Source organism: Saccharopolyspora montiporae, assembly GCF_015209505.1.
Classification (GTDB): domain Bacteria; phylum Actinomycetota; class Actinomycetes; order Mycobacteriales; family Pseudonocardiaceae; genus Saccharopolyspora; species Saccharopolyspora montiporae.
In genome coordinates, this window is record NZ_JADEYC010000002.1 from 114,733 (window position 1) to 139,015 (window position 24,283).

Below are 24,283 nucleotides of genomic sequence, written 5' to 3' on the forward strand. Positions count from 1 at the left end.
GGTCAGCTCGCGAACCGCTCCCGCCAACGCTGCAGCTCCTCGTCGGTCACCCCGTGCCCACGCAACCAGTCGGCCGCACCGCCCGGATGCGCGGCGAACCGGCCCAACACCCGCTCGATCGCCTCGGCGGGTGTCGACATCAGCTCGCGCACCGAGTCCACGTCCACGCCCGGCGGCAGCTCCGGGGACAGCACCTGCAGCCGCTGCAGCACGCGGAACATGTTCCCGTCCGTGCGCACGTAGTCGGCGACCACGGCATCCCGCCGCACCTCGACCAGCGACAGCAGCAACGCCGCGCTCACCCCGGTCCGGTCCTTGCCCGCGGCGCAGTGGATCAGCACCGGCCCGCCGGCGTTGAGCACGATGCGGAACACCTCGACCAGTTTCTTGGCCGCGTGGTCGACAATGCCCTGGTACAGCACCGTGAGCTCGTGGTCGTCCGGCCGGTCCGAATCACCGGGCCGCACGTCTTCCAGCAGCGGGACCTGGTGGACCTCGGCCACGTCGGCCATCGGGTGCGGGGCCCCGTCCAGCTCCACCTCGTCGCGCAGATCCACGACGGCCGCCGGCGGCCACTCCGGCGCGTCCTGCGGTGCGCGGTCACCGACATGCGGCGCATCGCTGCGGTACAGCACGCCGGGAGCGGTGAACGTCCCGCCGCGCATCGGCAGACCCCCGAGGTCGCGGAAGTTGACCAGCCCACCCAGCACGTCCGCCGGATCCGTCGTCGACACCTGTGACCTCCTCGAACCTCGCGGCTGCCGGGCCGGGCGACCTGCGGCGCCGGGCGGGCGGCGTGCCCGCCGTCGGGCCAGCGTTGCAGGTGCACCCGTGCGCTGCCAGACCCGCCCCGCATCCGCCCGGTGATCAGCACCGCACCGCGGCACGTGGACTCGCAGGCACCCGCTGCGGTGTGATGATGCCTCCCGCGTATCCGAACGCGCGCAAAGGAGCCGCGACGTGACCACCACCACGTTCGATTTCACCGAGATCCTGCCGCTCGGTGCCGACACCACCGAATACCGGTTGCTCACCGACGAGGGCATCCGGGTTGTGGACGCGGCCGGGCGCCGCTTCCTGGAAGTCGATCCGGAGGTGCTGACCCACCTGTCCCGCGCGGCCGTCACGGACATCCAGCACCTGTTGCGCCCCTCGCACCTGGCGCAGCTGCGCTCGATCGTCGATGACCCGGAAGCCAGCGCCAACGACCGGTTCGTGGCCACCGACCTGCTGCGCAACGCCTGCGTGGCCGCGGGCGGGGTGCTACCCATGTGCCAGGACACCGGCACGGCCATCGTGGTCGGCAAGCGCACCGAGGCGGTGCTCACCGGCGGCCGGGACGAGGAGGTCATCTCCCGCGGCATCTTCGACGCCTACCAGGAGCTGAACCTGCGGTACTCGCAGATGGCGCCGCTGGATTTCTGGGAGGAGCGCAACACGGGCAGCAATCTGCCCGCCCAGGTCGAGCTGTTCTCCGCTCCCGGAACCGATCCGCACTACGACCTGCTGTACCTGGCCAAGGGCGGCGGCAGCGCGAACAAAACATTCCTGTACCAGGAGACCAAGGCGCTGCTGAACCCGAACCGGCTCGCGCGCTTCCTGGAGGAGAAGCTCCGCTCCCTGGGCACCGCGGCCTGCCCGCCGTACCACCTCGCGATCGTGGTCGGCGGGATGTCGGCGGAGTACAACCTCAAGGTGGCCAAACTCGCCTCTGCCCGCTACCTCGACGAGTTGCCGCGTACCGGCTCCCCGTCCGGACACGCGCTGCGGGATGTCGAGCTGGAGGCCCAGGTGCTGGACATGACGCGGCAGTTCGGCATCGGCGCCCAGTTCGGCGGCAAGTACTTCTGCCACGACGTGCGCGTGGTCCGGTTGCCACGACACGGCGCCTCGCTGCCCGTCGGCGTCGCCGTGTCCTGTTCGGCCGACCGGCAGGCGAAGGCCAAGATCACCCCGGAGGGCGTCTTCCTGGAGCAGCTCGAACGCGACCCGGCCCGGTACCTGCCCGAGGTGCGCGACGAGCAGCTGTCCGATGAGGTGGTGCACATCGACCTGCACCGGCCGATGTCCGAGATCCGCGCGGAACTGGGCAAACTTCCGGTGCAGACCCGGGTTTCGCTGTCCGGTCCGCTCGTCGTCGCCCGGGACATCGCGCACGCCAAGATCGCCGAGCGCCTCGACACCGGCGAGCCGATGCCGGACTACCTGCGCGACCACCCGGTCTACTACGCCGGACCGGCCAAGACGCCGGAGGGCTACGCGTCCGGTTCGTTCGGGCCGACGACAGCGGGCCGGATGGACTCCTACGTGGAGCAGTTCCAAGCGGCGGGCGGCTCGCTGGTGATGCTCGCCAAGGGCAACCGCTCACCGAAGGTCGCCGCGTCCTGCCAGGAGCACGGCGGCTTCTACCTGGGCTCCATCGGCGGTCCCGCTGCGCGGCTGGCGCAGGACTGCATCCGTGAGGTCGAGGTGCTCGAATACCCGGAGCTGGGCATGGAAGCTGTCTGGCGCATCGTGGTCGAGGACTTCCCGGCGTTCGTCGTGGTCGACGACAAGGGCGCCGACTTCTTCGCCGACTCCACCACCCCGACACTGCAGGTCTCGTTCGCCCGCTGAGCGGCCGCACCCGGTGGCGGTGCCTGCCGCACCGCCACCGGGGCCGCCCGGATACCGGTCGGAGCCCCACCTCCCGCAGGCACCGGGAGCGCGGCCGCGGTCAGGCGGGGACCTTCACGTCCCGCTGCTCCAGCACCACCTGGCGCTGGTCCAGCGGCGCGTCCAGGCGCACCGCGACCGGCGGGTAGCGGAGGTCCATCGTGCACATCTTGGGCGGCTCCGGGGTTTCCTCGATCAGAGCGAGCGTGACGCGGGCATCCGTCTGCTCGACCAGTTCGGCCCGGACGTGACTGCAGCCGCCTTCCTGTCCTGTGGCGACGACCACGGATTCACCGTCCTGGGTCCACACCTGGCGCGGGTATCCTTCGGGCAGGGCCGAAGCGTCGACCGCGGCCCCGGACACGGGCGCTCTCTCCTGCTCGGGTTTGGGCTGCACCGGCCCCTGCGGTGCCGGCGGTTGCCCGCCGAAGCCGATTCCTTCGGATGGCTGCTGGGCGCAGGCTGCCAGTGCGAGGAGCAGGGCTCCTGCGCCCACTGTGGTGTGCAGGCGTCTCATGCCTCCAGGACGGAACGTCCGCCGCACCGGGTTGCTCGCCCTCCCCTGCCGATCGCGGCGGGGCGCATTTCCCACGATGTGAACAGGCTGGAACCGGCGCTGCCGGACGTGGTTACGTCGACGCGCATTCTTCTCACGACTGGAGCGAGGAATTGTCTGGTACCGCTGTGTCCACCGCGGCTCCCGCGGAGCCCCTGGAGGAGCCGCAGAGCAAGCCGCAGTGGCCGGTGCTCGCGGGCGGCCTGGCGGCAGCGATCGCCCTGGTAGGGGCCGCCGGTGCGGTCGCCGGAGCACAGGCCGCCATCCTGGCCGCGCTCGGTCTGGCGCTCGGCCTGGCGCTGTTCCACTCCCGGTTCGGCTTCACCTCGGCGTGGCGCCAACTGGTCTCGGTCGGCCAGACGCACGGCATCCGCGCCCACCTCCTCATGCTGGGTTCGGCCTCGATCCTGTTCGCGCCGATCCTGGCGGGCGGGTTCGGGTTCTTCGGGGAGCAACCGGAGGGCAACGTCGAACCACTGGGCTTGGGGCTCGTGGTCGGTGCCGTGCTGTTCGGCATCGGCATGCAGCTGGGCGGTGCGTGCGCCTCCGGCACGCTGTTCAACGTCGGCGGCGGCAACACGCTCCTGGTCGTGACGCTGTTCTTCTTCATCTGCGGTTCGGTGCTGGGCGCGTTGACCTCGCCGTTCTGGACCTCGGATGCGCTCAACGTCGGCTCGTTCTCGCTGGCCGAGGACACCGGACTCGGCTACGGCGGCGCCTTGGTGGTGCAGCTGCTGGTACTCGCCGCGATCGGGTACGCGGCGGTGCGCTGGTCCCGGCGGCACAACGCTCCGCCCGCCGGGAAACCGGCGACCTCGCGCGGCCTGCTGCGGATCGTGCGCGGTGCGTGGCCGCTGTGGGTCGGCGCGATCGTGTTGGCCGTCCTCAACGCGGTGGTGCTGCTCACCCGAGGGAGTCCGTGGGGTATCACCTCGGCGTTCGTGCTGTGGGGCTCCAAGGCGCTGCAGGCGGTCGGCGTCGATGTGGCGTCCTGGGAGTACTGGCAAGGGGAGAACGCCGAGCAGCTGGCCCAGCCGGTGCTGGCCGACCCGACGTCGCTGCTGAACTTCGGCATCATCGTCGGAGCTCTGGTCGCCTCCGCGATCTCCGGAGCGTTCGTGCTGCACAAGCGGATCCCGGGCAAGGCTCTGCTGGCGGCGGTGATCGGCGGTCTGCTGATGGGCTATGGCGCTCGCCTGGCCTACGGCTGCAACATCGGGGCCTACTTCTCCGGGATCGCCTCGTTCTCCGCGCACGGGTGGCTCTGGGGCGTGCTCGCGCTGATCGGCACCTGGGTCGGCTTGAAGCTGCGCCCGCTGTTCGGGCTCGGCGTCCCCAAGCCCACCGATTCGGTCTGCTGAGCGGGCACCCGTACCGGTCGGCGCCGTGCTCCACGCGGCGCCACCGCGCTCAGCGCAGCCTGCGCGGCCCGCTGTCCGGTGCGGCGGGGGAATGCCCGATGCCGACCCGCGCTCCGGCGACCTGCACTCCGTCCGGACCGGCCATGACCGGTTCCAGGACGAGCTCGCGGACCTCCGGCAGGTCTTCGGCCAGCGTGGCCACCCGCAGCACCAGGTCTTCGAGCGCGGTCAGGTCCGCGGGCCGGTCCCCGCGGTAACCGGACAGCAGCGGCGCGGCCCGCGGGGCGCGCACCAGTGCTGCTACATCCACATCGGACAGCGGTAGTGCCCGAAACGCCTTGTCGCCGAGGAGTTCGCTGGCCACTCCGGACAACCCGAAGGAGACGAGGGTGCCGAACGACGGGTCGTCGAGCAGGTCGATCACGCAGGACGTGCCGCGGTCACCCATGCGCTGGATGTAGGCGTCCGGCACGTCCGCCGTCCGCACGACGTCCTGGTACGCGTCGCGCACGGCATCCGGCCCGGTCAGGTCCAAGCGCACCCCGGCCAGGTCGCTGCGGTGCCGCAGCCGGTCGCTGACCGACTTCACCGCGACCGGGAACCCGATCTCCTCGGCCGCCCGGACCGCGTCCTCGGCGTCGTGCACCTTCCGGAAGTCGAGCAGCTCGATCCCGTAGCACCCCAGCAGCCGGACGGCCTGTTCGTCGGTGAGCCTCTCGGCCCCGGCTTCCAGCCACTGGTGCACCATGTCCTGCGCGCGGGCTTCGTCCACCCCGGCCGGGCGCACGAAGTGGCCTTGCGGGGCTGCGCGCCACGTCGCGTAGCGGCTCGCCCGGGCCAGCGCGAGCACCGCGCGCTCCGGGCTGGGATAGGACGGCACCGACCCCTTTCCCGCGGTGCCGTCCGGCCCGGGAACGGCCAGCTCGTCCGGCACTCCTTCCGCGGCGAGGAAGGTCGTGACCACGGGAACGGACCGGGTGCGCCCGGCTTCCTGCAGCGCTTCGCGCAGCGCCCGCGCATAGGCGGCACCGGGGACGGCCACCGGCGGCACGAACACGGTGACCAGGGCATCGACGTCCGAGCGCAGTGCCGCCTCGCGCACCGCATCGGCGAACTCCTCCGGTCCCGCTGCAGCACCGACGTCGACGGGTTCGTCGATCAGCCGGAGCCCCTGGGCCTGGGCGACATCGGCCGCGATCATGCCCAGGGCCGAGGAGTTGCCCACGATCGCGATCCGGTCGCCCGCGGGCAGCGGCTGGTGCGCGAGCAGCAGCGCGGTGTCGAACATCTGCGCCACGGACTCGACCCGGATGACCCCGGACTGCTCGAACAGCGCCTGCACGCTCGTTTCGTCGATCTGCACCGAGGTGGCCGCCAGCCCGGGACGCACCGCGTTGCGGCCGGACTTGACCACCACCACGGGTTTGGTGCGGGCGAGTCGACGGGCCAGCCGGGCGAACTTGCGGGGATTGCCGAACGACTCCAGGTACAGCAGCACCACATCGGTGGCCGGGTCGGTCTGCCAGTACTGCAGCAGGTCGTTCCCGGACACGTCCGCGCGGTTGCCCGCGGACACGAAGGTCGACAGGCCCAGGCCGCGCTGGGTGGCGGTGTCCAGGATCGCCACCCCGAGAGCACCGGATTGGCAGAAGAAGCCGGTCCGCCCCTGCTCGGGCAGCTGCGGCGCCAGGCTGGCGTTGAGCCGGTACTCGGGGTCGGTGTTGATGACCCCGAGCGCGTTGGGACCCACTACCCGCATGCCGTGCACCCGGGCGGCGCGCACCATCACGCGTTCGACCTCGCGCCCCTCGATGCCGGTCTCGCTGAAGCCGGAACTGACGATGACCAGGGTCTTGACCCCTTTGGCCAGGCACGCGTCCAGCACTTCGTCGATCGACGCCGCGGGAATGGCCACGACCGCCAACGCGACGTCGTCCGGGATGTCGAGCACGGATCGGTAGGCCCGCACGCCGCGCACCGACCGGTGTTCGGGATTGACCGGGTAGACCGGCCCGGTGAAGTCGGCGGTCAGCAGGTTGGTCAGCACCGCGTGCCCGATCTTGGCGTGGTCGGTGGAGGCGCCGATCACCGCGACCGATCCGGGGCGCAGCAGGTTGTGCACGCTGCGCGCTTCGGCGGCCTGCTCGCGCGCGTGCGCGACCGCCACGGACTGTTCCGTGGGGTCGATGTCGAACTCCAGGTGCACGACGCCTTCCTCCATGGCACGGCTCACCTGGTACCCGGCATCCCGGAAGATGCGGACCATGCCGGAGTTCTCCGCGAGCACCTCGGCGACGAACCGGCGCAGCCCGCATTCGCGCGCGGCGGCGGCGAGGTGTTCGAGCAGGATCGAGCCGAGGCCGCGCCCCTGGTGCTGGTCCTCGACCACGAACGCGACCTCCGCCGAGCGCTGCTCGCCCAGCCGGTCGTAGCGGCCCACCGCGACGATGTCGTCACCGAGCAGCGCGATCAGCGCGGTCCGGTTCTGGTAGTCCACCTGAGTGAAGCGTTCGAGGTCGCGCTGGGGCATGCGGGGATAGGGCCCGAAATAGCGGAAGTACCGCGTGCGGTCGCTAAGCCGGGCGTGGAAGGCCAGCACGCTGTCCGCGTCGTCCGGCGTGATGGGACGCAGGTGCACCGTCCCGCCGTCGGTCAGCACCACGTCGGCTTCCCACTGGCTGGGGTAGTCGCTGCGCGGACCGGTCGCGGACGAACCGGCGGTCTGCTCTGTCGCGTCCACTTCAGCCCTCTCAGTCACGGCTGTCCGCCGGGTCGAGACCGTGCAACGGGAACACCGCGTGCCGCGCATCACGGATCGCGGTGTCGACGGGCGTACTGGTCACCCCGGTCCACGGTACGAACGACGGGTCGCCCTCGTCGCCCAGGGAGAACGGGAGCGCGACGTTGTGCCCGACGCGGGCGGCATGGGCGATCCAGTCGTCGGGGATCACGGTCTCCGGTGCCACGTGCTTGTCCAGCGCCGTGGCCAGCAGGTGGGTCCAGGCCCGCGGCACCACCCGGAACAACGAGTACCCACCGCCGCCCAGCGCGAGCCACTTCCCACCCGCGAACCGCTCGGCCAGATCGCGGACACTGCGGTAGCTGGCGGCCTGCCCGTCGACGGTCATGGACAGGTCGGCCAGCGGGTCCTCCCGGTGCGCGTCCGCACCGCACTGGGTGACCAGCACCTCGGGCCGGAACTCCTCCAGCAGCGACGGGACGACCGCGTGGAAAGCACGTAGCCAGCCGGCGTCTCCGGTCCCCGGCGGCAGCGGCACGTTCACCGCGGTGCCGTCGGCCGGTGCCGCACCCACCTCGGTGGTGAACCCGGTCCCCGGCCATAACGTGTAGGGGTGCTGGTGCAGCGACACCGTCAGCACCCGGGGATCGTCCTGGAAAGCGGCCTGCACGCCATCGCCGTGGTGGACGTCCAGATCCAGGTACGCGACGCGCTGCACACCCTGCGCCAGCATCCACGCGATCGCTACGGCGCAATCGTTGTAGATGCAGAACCCGGCCGCGTGGTCGGCCATCGCGTGGTGCAGCCCGCCCGAGATGGTGACCGCGCGGTCGGCGGCACCGGACACGATCTGCTCAGCGGCCAGCACCGATCCCCCCGCGATCAGCGACGCAGAATCATGCATCCGTTCGAAGATCGGGTTGTCATCGGTGCCCAGACCGTGCCCGATCTCCTCCCCCACTTCCGGAGCGGCCCGCACGGCATCGAGGTAATCCTGGGTGTGCACGCGCAACAGGTCGGCGTCCGGGGCCGGTTCCGGCTTGAGCGGTTCGACATCGTCGAGCACGCGGAGCGACCGCGCCAGGCGCATGGTCAGATCGAGACGGATCGGGTGCAGCGGATGACGTCCGCCGAGGTCGTAGTCGAGAACCGATTCATCCCACACGACCGCGCACTGTCTGCCCATACCCGGACGCTACCCGCTCTGTGTCAGCCGCCACAGTGGTCCCGCGCACACCTGTCAGCCCGGATCCGCGCCGGTAGCCACCGGGCGCTCCGGCTCCGAGCACCAGTCCGACCAGGAACCGGCGTACAGCGTCGCGGGCTGCTCGGTACCGGTCACACCGGCGTGCTCCAAGGCGAGCACGACCGAGCAGGCGGTCACCCCGGACCCGCAGTAGGCGCCGACCGCGGAGTCCGAACGCACCCCCAGCTCCGCGAAACGGGCGGCCAGCTCGCTCGGGGAACGCCAGTTCCCCGCCGAGTCGGTCTGCTCGGCGAACGGTGCGCTGACCGCCCCGGGGATGTGCCCGGCGCGTGCATCGACGGGCTCCTGCTCTCCCCGGTACCGCGGCTGCGCCCGGGCATCGAGCAGCACGCCCCGACGGGAGAGGTCGGCGGCACCGCCCGCATCGGCCACCGGCATCGAACCGGGACGCACCCGGAAACCACCCGGCCGCGGATCCGGTTCCACGGTGGTGACCGGCATCCCGCGCCCGGTCCAGGCCGAGTACCCGCCGTCCAGCACCGCCACGTCCCGGTGCCCGGCCCAGCGCAGCAACCACCACGCGCGGGCCGCGGCCGATCCGTCCCCGGCGTCGTAGGCGACCACCGGCCGGTCCTGGTCCACCCCGGCTCGGCGCAGCACTCCCTCCAGGTCCGCGGCCTCCGGCAGCGGGTGTCTACCGCCACCTTCCCTGGACCCGGCCAGTTCGGTGTCCAGATCCACGAACACCGCGCCCGGCAGATGTGCCTCGTCGTAGTCCGCTCTGCCGGGCGGGCCGAGCAGCGACCAGCGCACGTCGAGCAGCACCGGGGGCGGGTCGTGATCCAACAGCTCCGTGAGATCATCGGTACTGATCAGAGGATGCATGACGGCCTTTCGCGAATCCGGGGTCGAGGTCGCTCGGGTCCTCGAAGTCAACTCCTCGGCCACTGAACGCTGTCGTCCAGTGGGACTAACATTGTGGTCGGGACTGAATGGGGAGCCGACGTGAACGATCTCATCGATACCACCGAGATGTATCTGCGGACCATCTACGACCTCGAAGAGGAGGGCGTCGTACCGCTGCGCGCGCGGATCGCCGAGCGCTTGGAGCAGAGCGGCCCGACGGTGAGCCAGACCGTGGCCCGCATGGAGCGGGACGGCCTGCTGGCCGTGGCCGAGGACCGGCACCTCGAACTCACCGACGAAGGCCGCGCCCGCGCCGTGAGCGTCATGCGCAAGCACCGGCTGGCCGAACGCCTCCTGGTGGACGTGATCGGCCTGGAATGGGAGCACGTGCACAACGAGGCGTGCCGGTGGGAGCACGTGATGAGCGAGGCGGTCGAACGCAAACTCGTCGAACTCCTCGGCACCCCCACGACCTCCCCGTACGGAAACCCCATCCCCGGCCTCGATGAACTCGGCGTCGGTGAGACGTCCTTCACCGACCGGGAACTGCAGCGCGTCGACGAGGTCGCCCGCGGTGGCGGCGGCCGAGCGGACGTGCACCGCATCGCCGAGCACGTGCAGCTCGACCCCGATCTGATGAGCGAACTCAGGAAGATCGGCGTGATGCCCGGCAGCGAGGTCGAAGTACTACCCGTGGTGGGGTCGAACAAGCCCGTCGGCGTCCGCGGGGAGCATGGTGAGACAGAGCTGTCAGCGAGCATCGCGCACGCCGTGATGGTGCGCACCAAGTGAACACCGCCGAGAAGGCTGCCGAGCTCTTCCGGTCCGAGCACACCGACTCCCCCGATGCTGTCTGGTCGGCTCCCGGACGCGTGAACCTGATCGGTGAACACACCGACTACAACGACGGTTTCGTACTCCCGTTCGCACTCCCGCACCGCACCGCCGTTGCCGTGCGCGCCCGCGCGGACGGCGTGCTCACGATGCGCACCCGTGGCGACGACGGCCGGCTGCACGAGGCGCCGAACACCCGCATCGGCGAACTGTCCCCCGGAAGCACACGCGGTTGGCCCGCCTATCCCGCCGGGGTGGCCTGGGCCCTGGGCCGCGCGGGATTCTCGCTGCCCGGCGCAGACCTCATCATCGTCGGCGACGTCCCCACCGGGGCCGGGTTGTCGTCCTCGCACGCCTTGGAGTGCGCCGTCGCCCTGGCTCTGCTGGATACCGCCGACCGGGCTCCGGGCAGCGTCGATGCACCGGGGTTGGCCGAGATCGCCCGCATCGTCCAGCACGCCGAGAACGACTTCGCCGGTGCGCCCACCGGCATCCTCGACCAGACGGCGTCGCTGTCGTGCACTCGATCGCACGTGCTGTTCTACGACGTCCGCAACGACCTCGGCGAGCAGATCCCCTTCGACCCGCGCAGCGAAGGCCTTGAGGTGCTCGTGATCGACACGCGCGCCAAGCACTCGCACAGCGAATCCGGCTACGGCGACCGTCGGGCGGGCACCGCACGAGCCGCGGAGCTGCTCGACGTGCGTGCACTGCGGGACATCTCGACAGCCGAGCTGGAATCCCGATCGGGGGAGCTTCCGGAAGAGCTCCGCCCGCTGGCGCGACACGTGGTCACCGAAAACGACCGCGTCCTGCGTACGGTCGGCCACCTGCACACCGGGCGCTATGCGGAACTCGGCCCGCTGCTGACCGAATCGCACCGCAGCTTGCGCGACGACTACCGGGTATCGTGCGCGGAACTGGATCTCGCAGTGGACAGCGCCCTGCAGGCCGGCAGCCTCGGCGCCCGGATGATCGGCGGCGGGTTCGGCGGTTCCGCGATCGCCCTGGTGGCTTCCGAAGAGCGGGCGAAGGTCGACGAGCACGTCCGGGCCCAGTTCGCCGAGCACGGATACGCCGCCCCGCGGCTGTTCACGGCCGTGCCGTCCGACGGGGCCGGCCAGGACCGCTGAACACCGGCCGGGCCGAGCCCGCCGCGCGTGCCCGGTGCACGGCAACGAATCGGCACGAAAGGCAGTACGCAGGTGAAACTCCTCGTCACGGGTGGTGCAGGGTACGTCGGCAGCGTGTGCGCTGCGCGGTTGGTCGAAAGCGGGCACGAGGTCGTCGTGGTCGACGACCTGTCCACCGGCCACGCCGATGCGGTACCGCAGGGATGCCGGTTCGTCGAAGCCGACGTCGCCGAGGTGGCAGGCAGCGTGCTGGCCGAGAGGTTCGACGGGGTGCTGCATTTCGCCGCCAAGTCGCTCGTCGGCGAGTCCATGGTGGACCCGCGGAAGTACTGGGAGGGCAACGTGGTCACTTCGTTGCGGCTCCTGGAGGCCATGCGGGAGAACGGCACGCCGCGCCTCGTGTTCTCCTCGACGGCGGCCACCTACGGCGAACCCGATTCGGTGCCGATCCCGGAGACGGCCCCCACCGCCCCGACCAACACCTACGGGGCGACCAAACTGGCCATCGACCAGGCGATCACTTCGTACGCTTCCGCGCACGGACTGGCCGCGGTGAGCCTGCGCTACTTCAACGTCGCGGGCGCACACGGGCAGTTCGGTGAGCGGCACACGGTCGAAACGCACCTGATCCCGATCGTGCTGCAGGTCGCGCTCGGCCAACGCGACCAAGTGCAGATGTACGGCACCGACTGGCCGACACCGGATGGAACCTGCGTCCGGGACTACATCCACGTGACCGACCTGGCCGATGCGCACCTGCTGTCGCTGCAGCACGCCGAGCCGGGCACGCACCGGATCTACAACCTCGGCAACGGAACCGGGTTCTCCGTCAAGCAGGTCATCGACACCTGCCGGGAGGTCACCGGGCATTCCATTCCGGCCGCGGTGGCACCCCGTCGGGAGGGTGATCCGGCCTCGCTCGTGGCGTCCAGCCAGCGAGCCCGGGACGAACTCGGCTGGACCCCGCACCGCGCCGACCTCACGACGATCGTGCAGGACGCCTGGAACTTCGCCGGTCTCGGTCGCCCCGCGTGAACCGAGGGTGGCCGCGGTGCTCACTCCGGGCCGCCCTCGTGCAGCAGTGCCCGGGCATCCTCCGCGGCATCGAGCGCGACCCGGGCGAGCTCGTTCGGCGGGATGCCCGCTTGCAGTGCGTGCCGCAGCAGGCAGGCGAGCGCGTGCTCGGGGCGGGCTTCCTCCACGCGTTCCAGCGCCGCACCGGCCAGAGCACCGTCTCCCCGCACGTAGGCGGAGAACGCGAGCAGCGCACCGGCATCGGCCACCTCCGGCACCGGGGCCATGCGCACGAGCGTCAACCACAACTGCTCGGCGGCCACGGCGCGCTCGCCGACCGCGGTCGCCAGCACGATGTCCCGCACCCGCGCGTCGGCGATCGCCAGCAGCACCCGCAGCAGGTCCTCCTCGGTGAGCGCGGCGCCGTCCGCGATGCGCTCGATACCTGCGAACACCGCTCGGAGGTCGGCAGCGGGCCGGCCGGAATCGTGGTCGTCCTCAAGCTGTTCCAAGAGCGCATCGAGCCGCGCCGATCGGCGAGCGAGGTCGGTATCGGATTCCGGTGCCACGAGTTCGCGGAGTTCGGCACGGCTGGCGAAGGTGACCGACCCGGCCGCCGCCATGGCTGCACCGACCGAGGACGAACCGGGGTCGGCGATCCGGCCGCTGCATTCGGGGTCCGAATAGCATGACCAGCGAGCGCCCTGGCTGATCTCCTCGGTCCACAGCGCATGCACGATCGAGATCCCCGCGCGTTCCAGCGCTCGGGTCAGCACCCCGACCAGTCCCTCGTGCGGTGGTGACTCTCCTTCGGCGTCGGCAGCGCAGCAGTCGGCGTCGTCGCAGTGTTCCGCGCACAGCTCGGAGCTCATGCTCCGACCGATCACCACGATGATCAGTGCTTCAGGCCGTTGCCTGCCCAGCGGACCATCGAGCAGGAAATCGGTGAGCCCGGACCGCTGCCCGGGACAAGGCAGGTCGATGCGCAAGGTGGAGCCGATCCGTGGTGTACCGCTGCCCTCGTCGACCGTGAGCAGCACGAGCGAGTCGCCCGGGTGGAACCCGAGCAGGTGGGGTACGGCGGCGAGCAGGTCGCCGGTCTCGGTCACGGGGATCATCTCGTTGATTCGCGTCGTCATGCTGACGACGATCCGACGTGCGCACCGAGGCCGGGAAGACTCAATTCGTACTCTGTGGACAATTCGGCCCACTGTTGATGGCGCGGCGGGATCCTCGCGGTTTGTCCACTTCGGATCCCACTCGCCCGGATGATCCATCCTCCCACTCCATGGGAGACCGATCGGTCGACCTCTGCGGGAACGCACGCATGCAACACCTCGCCCGGTACCGCGCATCCCGTTGGCCGCATAGAGTCCCGAGCGACGACGCGTGCCGAACCGAGGAGATCGCATGTCCCTGCCCAGCCTGCTCACCGCCTCCGGTCTGATCAGCGGGTTCGCCGTCAGCCGGGCCACCGAACACCGGCACTGGGGCGGAGCGGTCGCCGCGGGGTTCGGGCTGGCCGCGGCCGAGACGTGCCGCCGCCGGACGGGCCTCGCACCGGCCGCGGCGCTGGGCGGGACCTACGCAGCGGCGCTGGCCGCCTCCCACCCGCTGGCGAAGAAGATCGGGGCCTGGCCGTCCGTGTTCGCCGTATCCGGAGCCGCCGCGACAGCCGCCGGTCTGCTGAGCCGCCGCGGCTGACCCGGGCGCCAGGGCACGGCCGCGGCGGGACACAGCCCGATCGGCGATCCCGCGTCGTGGACCGGCGCCGCGGCCGACGCGCTCCACGTACCGACGCATGGGAGCCGAGCAGCGGGGGTACCCCGCTGCGGAAGCAGTCGAGCGCCGCGCGGTGAACGGACGACGTGCACCTGCTGCGCGGCCGTCGCCGCGACTGGAGGTGCACGATGACCGCCGCGGATTCCGAACCGACGAACGACCGCTCCACCCCGCAACTCATGGGAGACCTCTCCGAGCGGTTCAACCACCTGGTTCGCACCGAAGTGCAACTCGCCAGACGAGAACTGCAGGACAAGGGCAAACAAGCGGGCATCGGCGCGGGCCTCATCGCGGGCGCAACGGCGATCGGACTGCTGGGTGGCCTACTCCTCGTGGCTGTGGCCGTGCTGGCGCTCAACCTGGTGCTGCCCGCGTGGGCGGCCACGTTGATCGTGGCCTGCGTGTTGTTGCTCGCCGCTGGGGCGGCCGGCCACGCCGGACGTGCGCACCTGCGCCGTGCCACACCTCTGCGCCCGGACGGTTTCCTGACGGCCGTGTCGCAGGATTACCACGACCTCAGCGAGGCGATGCGCAAATGAGCCGGACCCACCAGCAGCCCAGCGGGCGGATGCCCCGGGGAAACCCATCCGCGGAGTTGCGCGCGGAACACGAGTTCGCCAAGCAGGAGCTGGCCGAGACCTTGCAGGAGCTCCGCCAGCGCACGAACGTCCCGGAGCGGTCCAAGCAGGTCGTGCACCGGTATTTCGACCACGGTCACCGGGCAGCGCAGGCCGGAGGCGAGGCGCGGCGGTGGTCCACCGGAGGGACGGTCGGTGTGCTCTGCGCCGCTGCGGTGGCGATTGCCGTGATCAGCTACCTGCGCAGCCACCACCGCTGACCCCCGGCGTGCGCCGGGGGCGGAGATGCACTCAGCATTCCCGCCCCGGCCCGGTCCAGTACTGGTGGAGATCACTGATTCCAGACCTGCGGTATTCGTGTATACGGCTGGTGGGTGGCGGAACCGTCAGGCCGCGACGAGGCTGAGTTGGTTGATGTAGCGGTCAGCAGCATCGAGCACGGGCGGTGCGGTTCGCGAGCGGCGACCAGCCCGATTGCCTGCGTCGACCACGCGACCACCGTCCTGGTCGACGAGCCCGCCTCGGCTGTCGCCCGTATCGGGCCCGGTGATGCCGAGGGACGTCCTTCCAGGAGGTCGCCGCCCGGGCTGTCGGCTGGCCGGTTCAGCCGGTGACGTCGCGGCCGAGCACGGTACGGGCGATGACCCATTTCTGGATCTCGTTCACGCCCTCGTAGATCTCGCCGATCTTGCTGTCGCGATAGATCGTGGACACGACCGACGTCGCCCCCTCCGCACCGCGTTCCTGAACGAAACCCATGGCGCCGAACAGTTGCGCGGCGTCGCGGGCGATATCGACCGACAGCCGGGAATGCGGAACAGGCCGTGGGCGGGGCGGCTGATCGTCATTCAAACTCCTCGGAACTGGTCGCGGACTCCGCTCACGCCTGGCGACGGCATGCGTTTCCGGTTGCAGGGGCATCCTCAGTCGGGACCAAATTTGTCGGTCAACCGTCCGATTTGGGGCAGTAAGCCATACCCTGCCCCGAGTGCAACAGTCCGGCGGGAACCCCGCAGTCAGCTCGAACGCCGCGTGCGCGACGCGGCGACGGGCTGCGGGTCGGCGAGCAGCACGATCATGTCCAGCGCGTGTTCGAGGTCGCGGTGGGCGCGCACCGGATCAGGCTGAGCCACGTACTGCAGGATCAAGCCGTCGACGGCGGCCAGCGCGAGGCGTCCCAGCACGTCGAATCCGACGGCGCAGCGTTCACCGGCGGACCGGGCGGCTTGCTCACAGAACTGGGTCACGAGCGAGGTATAGGCGGCGTACTGGGACCGGGCGAGGCCCGTCGAGTCGTCGCTCCTCCGCGAATACATGGCGAGCTCGTACTGCATGATCTGCAACCCGACGTCGCCCTCGACGAGTTTGCCCCAGAACGCCGTGATGCCCTTCCGGAGCGCGTGCTCCAGACCCTGGTCCAGCTCGATTCCCGCTCGCAGCGCGTCCGAGATGTCGTTGATGACCTTGGCGGTCACCGCGCGCAACAGCTGATCCTTGCTCGGGAAGACGTAGTGCAGCGTGCCCAGCGAGATCCCGGCTTCGGCCGCCACCGCGCGCAGCGTGGTCCCGGGCACCCCGACAGCACTCAGCACTCGTATCGCCGCCGCGACGATCTGCTCCTCGCGCTCCGCCGCCCTGACGTAGGCCACCTGGTCTCTCCTCGTTCGACTCGGTCCGAGTCTGGCACATCGACCCTTGTGCCCTGCCGCCACCTGACTTACGTTAAAGTCGGTCAACCGACCGACAATGCGAGGAGTGGTGGCATGCGCACTGTCGATGTTGTGGTGATCGGAGCCGGCCTCGCGGGACTGACCGCCGCTCGCACGCTGACCGGCGCCGGCCGCACGGTCGCCGTGTTGGAAGCGCGCGACCGGGTGGCGGGACGCACCCTCGGTCAACGAATGTCCACCGGGGTTCCGGTCGAGATGGGCGGTCAATGGATCGGCCGCACACAGACCGAGGTGCTGAAGCTCGTCGTCGAGCTGGGTCTGGAGACGTTCCCGACCTACGACTCCGGATCGGCCGTCACCCTCCACAACGGCGAGCGCACCACCTACTCCGACGGCACCTTCGGCCTGTCCGAACAGGCGGCGGTCGAGGTGGGCCGGCTGCAGGCTGAACTCGAAGCGCTTGCCGACACGGTGTCGCTGTCCTCGCCGTGGGAGTCACCGCAGGCCGCTGAGCTGGACCGCAGGACCCTGGACGAGTGGCTGCGCGCCAACAGCGACCACGCCGAAGCCCTCGCGTTCTGGGCCGCGGTCGTGCCCGCCGTGTTCTCCGCCGAACCGGCCGAGTTGTCGCTGCTGCACTTCCTGTTCTACGTCAAGTCCGCGGGCCTGCTCGACGTTCTCGTTTCCACCACCGGCGGAGCGCAGGAACTGCGCGTCGTGGGCGGCGCCCACCAGATCGCCGAGCGGATGGCCGCCCAGCTGGGCGAGAGCGTCATCCTCGGGGCTCCCGTCCGCAAGATCGCCCAGTGCCCGGCCGACGTCGAAGTGGACCACGACGGCGGGAAAGTCAGCGCCCAGCGGGTGATCGTGGCCATTCCCCCCACGCTGGCAGGTCGGCTGCACTACGAACCAGCGCTCCCGGCCTCCCGCGACGGCCTGACCCAGCAGATCCCGATGGGCTGCGTGATCAAGGTGCAGATCGCCTACCCGACCCCGTTCTGGCGCGAGGCCGGACTCAACGGGTTCGCCTTCAGCTTGGACGACGAGCTGAATCCCACGCTGGACAACTCACCGCCGGACGGCTCCTGCGGTGTCCTCGTCGGGTTCTTCGAGGGCACCCACGCCCGCACGGCCGCACGCTGGTCGCCCGAGCAACGCCGCGCGGCTGCGGTGGCGACGCTGGTGAAGCTGTTCGGGCCCGAGGCGGCGAATCCGATCGACTACGCGGAGCAGAACTGGATGGAAGAGGAGTACACCCGCGGCTGCTACGGGGGCCGGCTGGGCGCGGGTGTGTGGACCCAGTACGGAGCCGCGCTCGCCGAACCGGTCGGGCGCATCCACTGGGCGGGTGCGGAGACCTCCGGCGTCTGGAACGGCTACATGGACGGTGCGGTCCGCTCCGGGCACCGGGCCGCGGCCGAGGCGCTGGCTCCTTTGACCGGTGAGGCGTGACATCAGCCGGGACTGGCCGCAGAAGGAACAGTTCCTGACTGCGCTGCGCACGACCTACGCACGAGCAGCCCCACGGCCCGCCTACTACCCCGGCAGCGACGACCGCTGCGAGGCGGCGATCACCGATCATCCGGGCGCCCAGCGCATCGGCGAACGGGTGCTCCTCACCGGGCTTCCCGCCGACGGCGACGTCGCTCCTCGACCACGCCGTCGAATTCGCCAACGAACGGCTCGCCGGAACCCTGGGCGCCAACATCGTCGTGCTGGACCGCACCGAACGGACCGTCGTGCACGGGCCGTTCCGGCCCTTCCCTCGCTCCGTGTCACCGGACAACTCACCCTCTCACCACGCCCGCCGCGGTCACCGGTCGCCGGCTCACCGCGTTCGCCACCCGCCCGCGCTGGCCGAAACTGCCCGCGATCTTCGCCTCCGCCCTGCGCGGCTGACAGGAAGAACCTCTGGAGGAGTTCACACATGAGTGCAGATTTCGACGTGATCATCGTCGGCGCGGGCTTCGCAGGACTCAAGGCGGCTCTCGAACTCAGGGCCGCGGGCAAGAACGTGGTCGTGCTCGAAGCACGTGACCGGGTGGGTGGCCGGTCCCTGGCAGGCGTCATCCAGAGGCAGCCGATCGACCACGGGGGCCAGTGGATCGGTGCCGACCACGAGCTGTTCCGCGGCCAGGCGCAGGATTTGGGCATTGAGCTGTACCCCCAGCACACCGAGGGCCTGACGGTCCTGGACGTCGACGGAACGCTGAACTCCGTCGACCCCGATCACCCCAAGCTTCCGCTGTTGTCCATGCTCGAACTCGGAATCGGCGAGCGCTTGCTGGCACGCAAACTGAACACGCTCCCGGCAGGCACGCCGTGGGAGGCCGAGAAGGCCCCGGAGTGGGATGCGGAATCCGTGGGCAACTGGATCGACCACGACGTGCGAACCGGCACGGCCAAGAAGATCGTCCGGCTGATCGCGAACTCGATCCTGTGCGCCGACCCGCGACAGGTCTCCTACCTCTACTTCCTCGAATGCCTGCGACAAGGCGGCGGCATCGGGAAGATGCTCGGCGTCGAGGGCGGTTCCCAGCAGGACAAGGTCGCCGGCGGAGCGTGGTCGGTCGTCGAGGCCATGGCGGACGAGCTCGGTGATGCGGTTCGCCTGGCGTCACCCGTCATCACTGTCGAACAGGACGACGACGGCGTGCGGGTCAGCACACCCGATGCCTCGTACTCGGGCCGGCGTGTGATCGTCACGACGCCTCCTTCTGTCGCCAACCGCATCACCTTCACCCCTGCCCTGCCGGTACGGCGGGCCGGACTGCAACAGCGCATGCCGATGGGGTCGGTGATCAAGATGCACGTCGCCTACCCGACTCCCTTCTGGCGCCACCGCGGTTTGAGCGGCGCGGCCATGAGCACCGACCGTGCACTGGGTCTCGTCTTCGACCAGACGCTCCAGAACGAGAGCGTCGGCGTGCTCGTCGGCCTCATCGAGGGCGAGCACGCGGTCCAGTACAGCGAACTGAGCGTCGACGAACGTCGCGAAGCCGTCATCGAGGACCTCGTCTACTACTTCGGCGCGGACGCCGCGTCTCCGATCGAGTACGTCGACTACGACTGGACCCGGGACGAGTGGGCCGAGGGTGGCTACGGCGCCCACATGCCGCCCGGCGTCGTGACCGGGTACGGCGACACCATCCGTGAGCCGGTCGGACGGATCCACTGGGCCGGCACCGAGACCGCCACCGAGCACATCGGCTACTTCGAAGGTGCCCTGCAATCAGGCGTCCGAGCAGCTCGCGAAGTCCTCGACTCGGTCTGACAGAACACGGAGGCAGGAACGTGAAGTTCACCAACTTCGAAGACGGGTTCCGCTACGAACTGGCCAACCGCGAGTTCGCCCGCGTGGCGATGACCCTGTGCGCTACAACAACCAGGCCGAGCAGATCCTGACCGTGCCACTCCCTCGCCGCGCCGGCTCGTTTCGTGGTTGATGAGCGAGCTTCCCCTTGCTGCGCAAGAGAATCCTCCTCATGCACTGATCCCGACCGGCCAGTTCATCACGGAACCTTGGACAGAACCGTTAGATCGACACTCCCCATCGTTGCGTCAGCCTTAGCCGACACACGACACCGCAGATCAACCACCCAAAAGGGGAGTCGACCCGAGGGCCGACTCCCCTTTTAAGCTGCACCTACCCTGCCTGTAACAACAAGGCGCAATGTTGCATCTGCTGCAATTCCGCTCCTTATCAGCTGCAGCCCGAAGTGGACCCGCACCCCTCGCAGAGGTAGCAGGAGCCCGACGGGCGCATCTTCGTACCGCAGGTCATGCACAGCGGGGCGTCCGCGGCCTTGCCCAGCTGCAGCTCCAGCAACTCGGTCGAGCTGCCCGCCCGGCGGTCGTCGTCCTGCTCCGCGTCGGACTGCGGGTAGTCCACCGTGGAGCGCAACGTGTCGAGATCGACCTCGTCGTTCCCGGATTCGATCGGCTCGCCGTTGACCTGCACTTCCCGCTCGTTGACGGTGAAGATGCCCAGTTGCGCCCGCTTCTCGTACGGCAGGTAGTCGAGCGCCAGCCTGCGGAACAGGTAGTCGAGCACACTGCTGGCCATCCGGATGTCCGGATCATCGGTCATGCCCGCCGGCTCGAAGCGCAGGTTCTGGAACTTCGAGACGTAGAACTCCAGCGGGATCCCGTACTGCAGACCAACGGAGATGGACATGGAGAAGGCGTCCATGACCCCGGCCAGCGTCGACCCCTGCTTACCGAGCTTCACGAAGATCTCGCCGAGGCCGGCATCGGGGTACGAACCGGCGTGCAGATAACCTTCCGCACCTCCGACAGTGAACGAGACCGTCTGGCTCGGCCGCTTCTTCGGGAGCCGCTTGCGCACCGGGCGGTACTCGATCTGCTTCTCGACCGCCTTGTCAGACTCGCCGGACTCACCCGAGCCCACCGACAGGGGCTGGCCGACCTTGCAGTTGTCCCGGTAGATCGCCAGCGCCTTGAGGCCGAGCTTCCAGCCCTCGAAGTAGAGCTGCTCGACGTCCTCGATGGTCGCGTGCTCCGGCATGTTCACCGTCTTGGAGATCGCACCGGAGATGAACGGCTGGACCGCGGCCATCATCCGCACGTGCCCCATCGCGGCGATCGAGCGCTCACCCATCGCGCAGTCGAAGACCTCGTAGTGCTCGGGGCGCAGACCCGGCGCGTCGATGACGTGCCCGTGCTCCCCGATGTACTCGACGATCGCCTCGATCTGCTCGTCCTGGTAGCCCAGCGACCGCAACGCGCGGGAGACCGTCTGGTTCACGATCTGCATGGACCCGCCGCCGACCAGCTTCTTGAACTTGACCAGCGCCAGGTCAGGCTCGACACCCGTGGTGTCGCAGTCCATCATCAGCCCGATCGTGCCGGTCGGCGCCAGCACGGAGGCCTGGGCGTTGCGCCAGCCGTTGCGAGCACCGATCTCCAGGCCCTCCTGCCACACCTTGGTCGCCAGGCGGTGCACGGCGACGTCGTTGTGGTGGTAGGTGCGCACCAGGTCGTTGGCCGCCGCGTGCTTGCGCATGACCCGCTGGTGGGCCTCGGCGTTGCGCGAGTAGCCGTCGTAGGGCCCGACCACCGCGGCCAGCTCGGCCGAACGCTTGTAGGCGGTCCCGGTCATCAGCGAGGTGACCGCGCCCGCCAGCGCCCGACCTCCGTCCGAGTCGTAGGCGTGCCCGGTGGCCATGAGCAGCGCGCCCAGGTTCGCGTACCCGATCCCGAGCTGGCGGAACTTGCGCGTGGTGTCCCCGATCGCCTCGGTCGGGAAGTCCGCGAAGCAGATCGAGATGTCCATCGCGGTGATGATGAACTCGACGGCCTTCTCGAACAGCTGCGCGTCGAAGGTCAGGTCGTCGCGCAGGAACTTCATCAGGTTCAACGAGGCGAGGTTGCAGCTGGAGTTGTCCAGGTGCATGTACTCCGAGCACGGGTTGGATGCGGTGATCCGGCCGGTCTCCGGCGCGGTGTGCCAGTCGTTGATCGTGTCGTCGTACTGGATACCGGGATCGGCGCACTCCCAGGCGGCCTTGGCCATCTTGTGGAACACGCCCGTGGCCGGGACCGTGTCCACGACCTCGCCGGAGGTCCGGGAGCGCAGGCCGAACTGCCCCTTGCCCTCCACCGCGCGCATGAACTCGTCGGAAACCCGGACCGAGTTGTTCGCGTTCTGGTACTGCACCGAGGAGGAGTCGAGTCCGCCGAGGTCCATGTCGAACCCGGCGTCGCGCAGCGCGCGGATCTTGTGCTCCTCGCGGGACTTCGTCTCGACGAACTCCTCGATGTCGGGGTGGTCCACGTCGAGCACGACCATCTTGGCCGCACGCCGCGTCGCCCCGCCCGACTTGATGGTGCCCGCCGAAGCGTCGGCGCCGCGCATGAACGACACCGGGCCGGAAGCGGTGCCACCGGAGGACAGCAACTCCCGGGACGACCGGATCCGCGACAGGTTCAAGCCGGCACCCGACCCGCCCTTGAAGATCAGGCCCTCTTCCTTGTACCAGTCCAGGATGGACTCCATCGTGTCGTCGACCGACAAGATGAAGCAGGCCGAAACCTGCTGCTTGGAACTAGTTCCGACGTTGAACCACACCGGCGAGTTGAAGCTGAACACCTGGTGCAGCAGCATCCAGGTCAACTCGTGTTCGAAGATCTCCGCGTCGTTCTCGGTGGCGAAGTACCCGTGTTCGAGCCCGGACAGCGCGTAGGTCTTCACGACCCGGTCGATGAGCTCGCGCAGGCTGCTCTCCCGCTCCTGGCTGCCGACCGCACCGCGAAAGTACTTGCTGGTGACGATGTTGACCGCGTTCAGCGACCAGAAGTCGGGGAACTCGACTCCACGTTGCTCGAAGTTGACCGTGCCGTCCCGCCAGTTGGTCATCACCACATCGCGGTGCTCCCAGTTCACCTCGTCATAGGGGTGCACCCCCTGGGTGGTGAAGACTCGCTGCACCCGGATGCCCTCGGCGCGAGCACCGGCCTCCGGCTCCCCCGCTGCGCCGGCCGGGCTGCCGACGGTCTCTGTCATGACCTGACCCTCTTCCTTGTCGTCCACTCGTAGTGCACTACCCCGTCCGGGCTCCCCGTCCGGTTCGGTCCTACTCACCGCCGCGGGCGCGGCACCTGCTCCCGCCCCGTCGCACTCACGCTGCGGGATCCCGCCTCGCGGCTACCCCGTTTCCTGCTGCTACTCCCCCGCACCGGCCGCGTCGCCGCTGCGCGCGGCCCGCAGGTCCGCGATGCCCTTCTCGAAGTCCTCGACCGAAGAGAACGCCTGGTAGACACTCGCGAATCGTAGATAGGCGACCTCGTCGAGCTCGCGCAGCGGGCCCAGGATCGCCAAACCGACCTCGTGGCTGGGTAGTTCGGCGGTCCCCGTGGAGCGCACGGCCTCCTCGACCTGGTGCGCCAGCTGCTGCAGGTCGTCGTCCTCGACCGGACGCCCCTGGCAGGCGCGCCGGACCCCGCGCACCACCTTCTCCCGGCTGAACGGCTCGGTGACGCCGGAGCGCTTGACCACCGACAGCACCAACTCCTCGATGGTCGTGAACCGCCGACCGCATCCCGAACACGAGCGCCTGCGCCGGATGGCTTGGCCCTCCTCGACTTCGCGGGAATCGACCACCCGCGAGTCCTCTCCGCGGCAGAACGGGCAACGCACCGACACTCACCCCCTCTCCGAACCCCGAGCCCCACCAGCTGCGCCCATGCACGCTCCGGAACCACGTCGTGCCGGAACAGGCCCAACGTGTGGAGTAAATACATGAACGTAACTACTAGATGTTGTGGTCGACTCTAATCTTCGACCTAGGCCGACGCAAACTCGACACCCCGACGCTCGACCTGCCGAAACCCCGGACGAGTGGCGTCCAGGGCGAGCGAAACGGGCGGTGCGATGTGCCCGCAGTCCGGACCGCGCCCCCTCCGACGCGGAGCGGCACCCAGGCGCGACCCGGGCGGTCGGCAACGGCGAGCACCCGAACCGGGACTCACCGGGGTAGCGGATCCACAGGCGCGGACAGGTCCTGTCGAGTCTCCCCGGAAAGCACCTCACCCCCGCCGCCCCCTCCCGCGGACGGAGCCTGCGCCCCGAACAGGCCGAGCAGCAGGACGACGACGAACGCCGTCAGCCCCGCGGCCAGCAGCCACAGCCACTCGTCATCCCGCCGCGCCGACCCGCGCCCGGCGGCAGCGGGCCCGTCTTCCCGGCGCGGAGCAGTACAGCCTTCCGCGAGGAGCCGGGCGCGCACGTCGCCCGCAGCAGCCGAGCGCGCCCGCGGGCGGGTCCGGTGGCCACCCTCCGCGATTCGCTCCTCGCGCTCGACTTCGATCAGCATGGCCATGAGCAC

21 protein-coding genes are annotated in these 24,283 nt (G+C 69.7%); 10 read left to right on the top strand and 11 right to left on the bottom strand.

Features of this window, described 5'->3' with window-relative positions:
* Nucleotides 1–2: 2 nt before the first annotated feature.
* Nucleotides 3–734 carry a tyrosine-protein phosphatase gene (locus IQ251_RS01300; protein ID WP_370591132.1) on the bottom strand — a complete coding sequence of 244 codons (732 nt, stop codon included), beginning with the start codon at nt 732–734 and terminating at the stop codon, nt 3–5.
* A 226-nt stretch (nt 735–960) separates the two neighbouring features.
* Here IQ251_RS01300 and IQ251_RS01305 point away from each other — a divergent pair, with 226 nt between their 5' ends.
* On the top strand, nt 961–2,616 hold the full coding sequence (locus tag IQ251_RS01305) for a fumarate hydratase (RefSeq protein WP_193926522.1): 1,656 nt from the start codon (nt 961–963) through the stop codon (nt 2,614–2,616).
* A 100-nt stretch (nt 2,617–2,716) separates the two neighbouring features.
* Here IQ251_RS01305 and IQ251_RS01310 read toward each other — a convergent pair whose 3' ends face one another.
* Complete coding sequence (locus IQ251_RS01310) at nt 2,717–3,172, bottom strand: hypothetical protein (RefSeq protein WP_228045903.1); 456 nt, start codon at nt 3,170–3,172, stop codon at nt 2,717–2,719.
* Nucleotides 3,173–3,324: 152 nt separating this feature from the next.
* On the opposite strand from IQ251_RS01310, the gene IQ251_RS01315 reads away from it, so the two are divergent.
* The gene (locus IQ251_RS01315; protein WP_228045904.1) at nt 3,325–4,572 is read left to right on the top strand and encodes a YeeE/YedE family protein; all 1,248 of its coding nucleotides are present in this window, start codon (nt 3,325–3,327) and stop codon (nt 4,570–4,572) included.
* A 49-nt stretch (nt 4,573–4,621) separates the two neighbouring features.
* On the opposite strand, the gene IQ251_RS01320 is transcribed toward IQ251_RS01315, so the two are convergent.
* The 3 genes from IQ251_RS01320 to IQ251_RS01330 are packed head-to-tail and all read right to left on the bottom strand — an operon-like array spanning nt 4,622 to nt 9,404.
* Nucleotides 4,622–7,381, bottom strand: coding sequence for a bifunctional acetate--CoA ligase family protein/GNAT family N-acetyltransferase (locus IQ251_RS01320; RefSeq protein ID WP_193926525.1), 2,760 nt, complete (start codon nt 7,379–7,381; stop codon nt 4,622–4,624).
* Nucleotides 7,323–8,498, bottom strand: coding sequence for an acetoin utilization protein AcuC (locus tag IQ251_RS01325; RefSeq protein WP_193926526.1), 1,176 nt, complete (start codon nt 8,496–8,498; stop codon nt 7,323–7,325). The genes IQ251_RS01320 and IQ251_RS01325 overlap by 59 nt, the downstream gene beginning before the upstream one ends.
* A 54-nt stretch (nt 8,499–8,552) precedes the next feature.
* Nucleotides 8,553–9,404, bottom strand: coding sequence for a sulfurtransferase (locus tag IQ251_RS01330; RefSeq protein WP_193926527.1), 852 nt, complete (start codon nt 9,402–9,404; stop codon nt 8,553–8,555).
* Between the two features lie 120 nt (nt 9,405–9,524).
* Here IQ251_RS01330 and IQ251_RS01335 point away from each other — a divergent pair, with 120 nt between their 5' ends.
* The 3 genes from IQ251_RS01335 (at nt 9,525) to galE (ending at nt 12,427) form a co-directional block, all read left to right on the top strand.
* A complete protein-coding gene (locus IQ251_RS01335; protein WP_193926528.1) occupies nt 9,525–10,217 on the top strand; it encodes an iron-dependent transcriptional repressor DtxR in 693 nt (230 codons plus the stop codon).
* On the top strand, nt 10,214–11,392 hold the full coding sequence (galK, locus tag IQ251_RS01340) for a galactokinase (protein WP_193926529.1): 1,179 nt from the start codon (nt 10,214–10,216) through the stop codon (nt 11,390–11,392). Before IQ251_RS01335 ends, galK begins: the two co-directional genes overlap by 4 nt.
* Before the next feature lie 72 nt (nt 11,393–11,464).
* On the top strand, nt 11,465–12,427 hold the full coding sequence (galE, locus tag IQ251_RS01345; RefSeq protein WP_193926530.1) for a UDP-glucose 4-epimerase GalE: 963 nt from the start codon (nt 11,465–11,467) through the stop codon (nt 12,425–12,427).
* A 20-nt stretch (nt 12,428–12,447) separates the two neighbouring features.
* Here galE and IQ251_RS01350 read toward each other — a convergent pair whose 3' ends face one another.
* Entirely contained in the window at nt 12,448–13,545 is a 1,098-nt protein-coding gene (locus IQ251_RS01350; protein ID WP_193926531.1) for a DUF4192 domain-containing protein, read from the bottom strand.
* Nucleotides 13,546–13,816: 271 nt separating this feature from the next.
* On the opposite strand from IQ251_RS01350, the gene IQ251_RS01355 reads away from it, so the two are divergent.
* The 3 genes from IQ251_RS01355 (at nt 13,817) to IQ251_RS01365 (ending at nt 15,026) form a co-directional block, all read left to right on the top strand.
* Nucleotides 13,817–14,110: a hypothetical protein gene (locus IQ251_RS01355; RefSeq protein ID WP_193926532.1), complete on the top strand. Its 294-nt coding sequence runs from the start codon at nt 13,817–13,819 to the stop codon at nt 14,108–14,110.
* Between the two features lie 206 nt (nt 14,111–14,316).
* Nucleotides 14,317–14,727, top strand: coding sequence for a phage holin family protein (locus tag IQ251_RS01360; RefSeq protein ID WP_193926533.1), 411 nt, complete (start codon nt 14,317–14,319; stop codon nt 14,725–14,727).
* Entirely contained in the window at nt 14,724–15,026 is a 303-nt protein-coding gene (locus IQ251_RS01365) for a hypothetical protein (RefSeq protein WP_193926534.1), read from the top strand. Before IQ251_RS01360 ends, IQ251_RS01365 begins: the two co-directional genes overlap by 4 nt.
* A 343-nt stretch (nt 15,027–15,369) precedes the next feature.
* Here IQ251_RS01365 and IQ251_RS01370 read toward each other — a convergent pair whose 3' ends face one another.
* Nucleotides 15,370–15,618 (bottom strand): acyl-CoA dehydrogenase family protein, encoded by a 249-nt coding sequence (locus IQ251_RS01370; RefSeq protein ID WP_228045906.1) that lies wholly within the window; start codon nt 15,616–15,618, stop codon nt 15,370–15,372.
* A 164-nt stretch (nt 15,619–15,782) separates the two neighbouring features.
* Complete coding sequence (locus IQ251_RS01375; protein WP_193926536.1) at nt 15,783–16,415, bottom strand: TetR/AcrR family transcriptional regulator; 633 nt, start codon at nt 16,413–16,415, stop codon at nt 15,783–15,785.
* A 114-nt stretch (nt 16,416–16,529) separates the two neighbouring features.
* On the opposite strand from IQ251_RS01375, the gene IQ251_RS01380 reads away from it, so the two are divergent.
* Nucleotides 16,530–17,888, top strand: coding sequence for a flavin monoamine oxidase family protein (locus IQ251_RS01380; protein ID WP_193926537.1), 1,359 nt, complete (start codon nt 16,530–16,532; stop codon nt 17,886–17,888).
* 493 nt (nt 17,889–18,381) lie between these two features.
* Complete coding sequence (locus IQ251_RS01385; protein WP_370591133.1) at nt 18,382–19,710, top strand: flavin monoamine oxidase family protein; 1,329 nt, start codon at nt 18,382–18,384, stop codon at nt 19,708–19,710.
* 429 nt (nt 19,711–20,139) lie between these two features.
* Here IQ251_RS01385 and IQ251_RS01390 read toward each other — a convergent pair whose 3' ends face one another.
* The 3 genes from IQ251_RS01390 to IQ251_RS01400 form a co-directional block, all read right to left on the bottom strand.
* Nucleotides 20,140–22,962: a vitamin B12-dependent ribonucleotide reductase gene (locus IQ251_RS01390; RefSeq protein ID WP_193926539.1), complete on the bottom strand. Its 2,823-nt coding sequence runs from the start codon at nt 22,960–22,962 to the stop codon at nt 20,140–20,142.
* Nucleotides 22,963–23,121: 159 nt separating this feature from the next.
* The gene (nrdR, locus tag IQ251_RS01395; protein ID WP_193926540.1) at nt 23,122–23,595 is read right to left on the bottom strand and encodes a transcriptional regulator NrdR; all 474 of its coding nucleotides are present in this window, start codon (nt 23,593–23,595) and stop codon (nt 23,122–23,124) included.
* A 328-nt stretch (nt 23,596–23,923) separates the two neighbouring features.
* Nucleotides 23,924–24,277, bottom strand: a complete 354-nt coding sequence (locus IQ251_RS01400; protein WP_193926541.1) for a hypothetical protein — start codon at nt 24,275–24,277, stop codon at nt 23,924–23,926.
* Between the last annotated feature and the right edge of the window lie 6 nt (nt 24,278–24,283).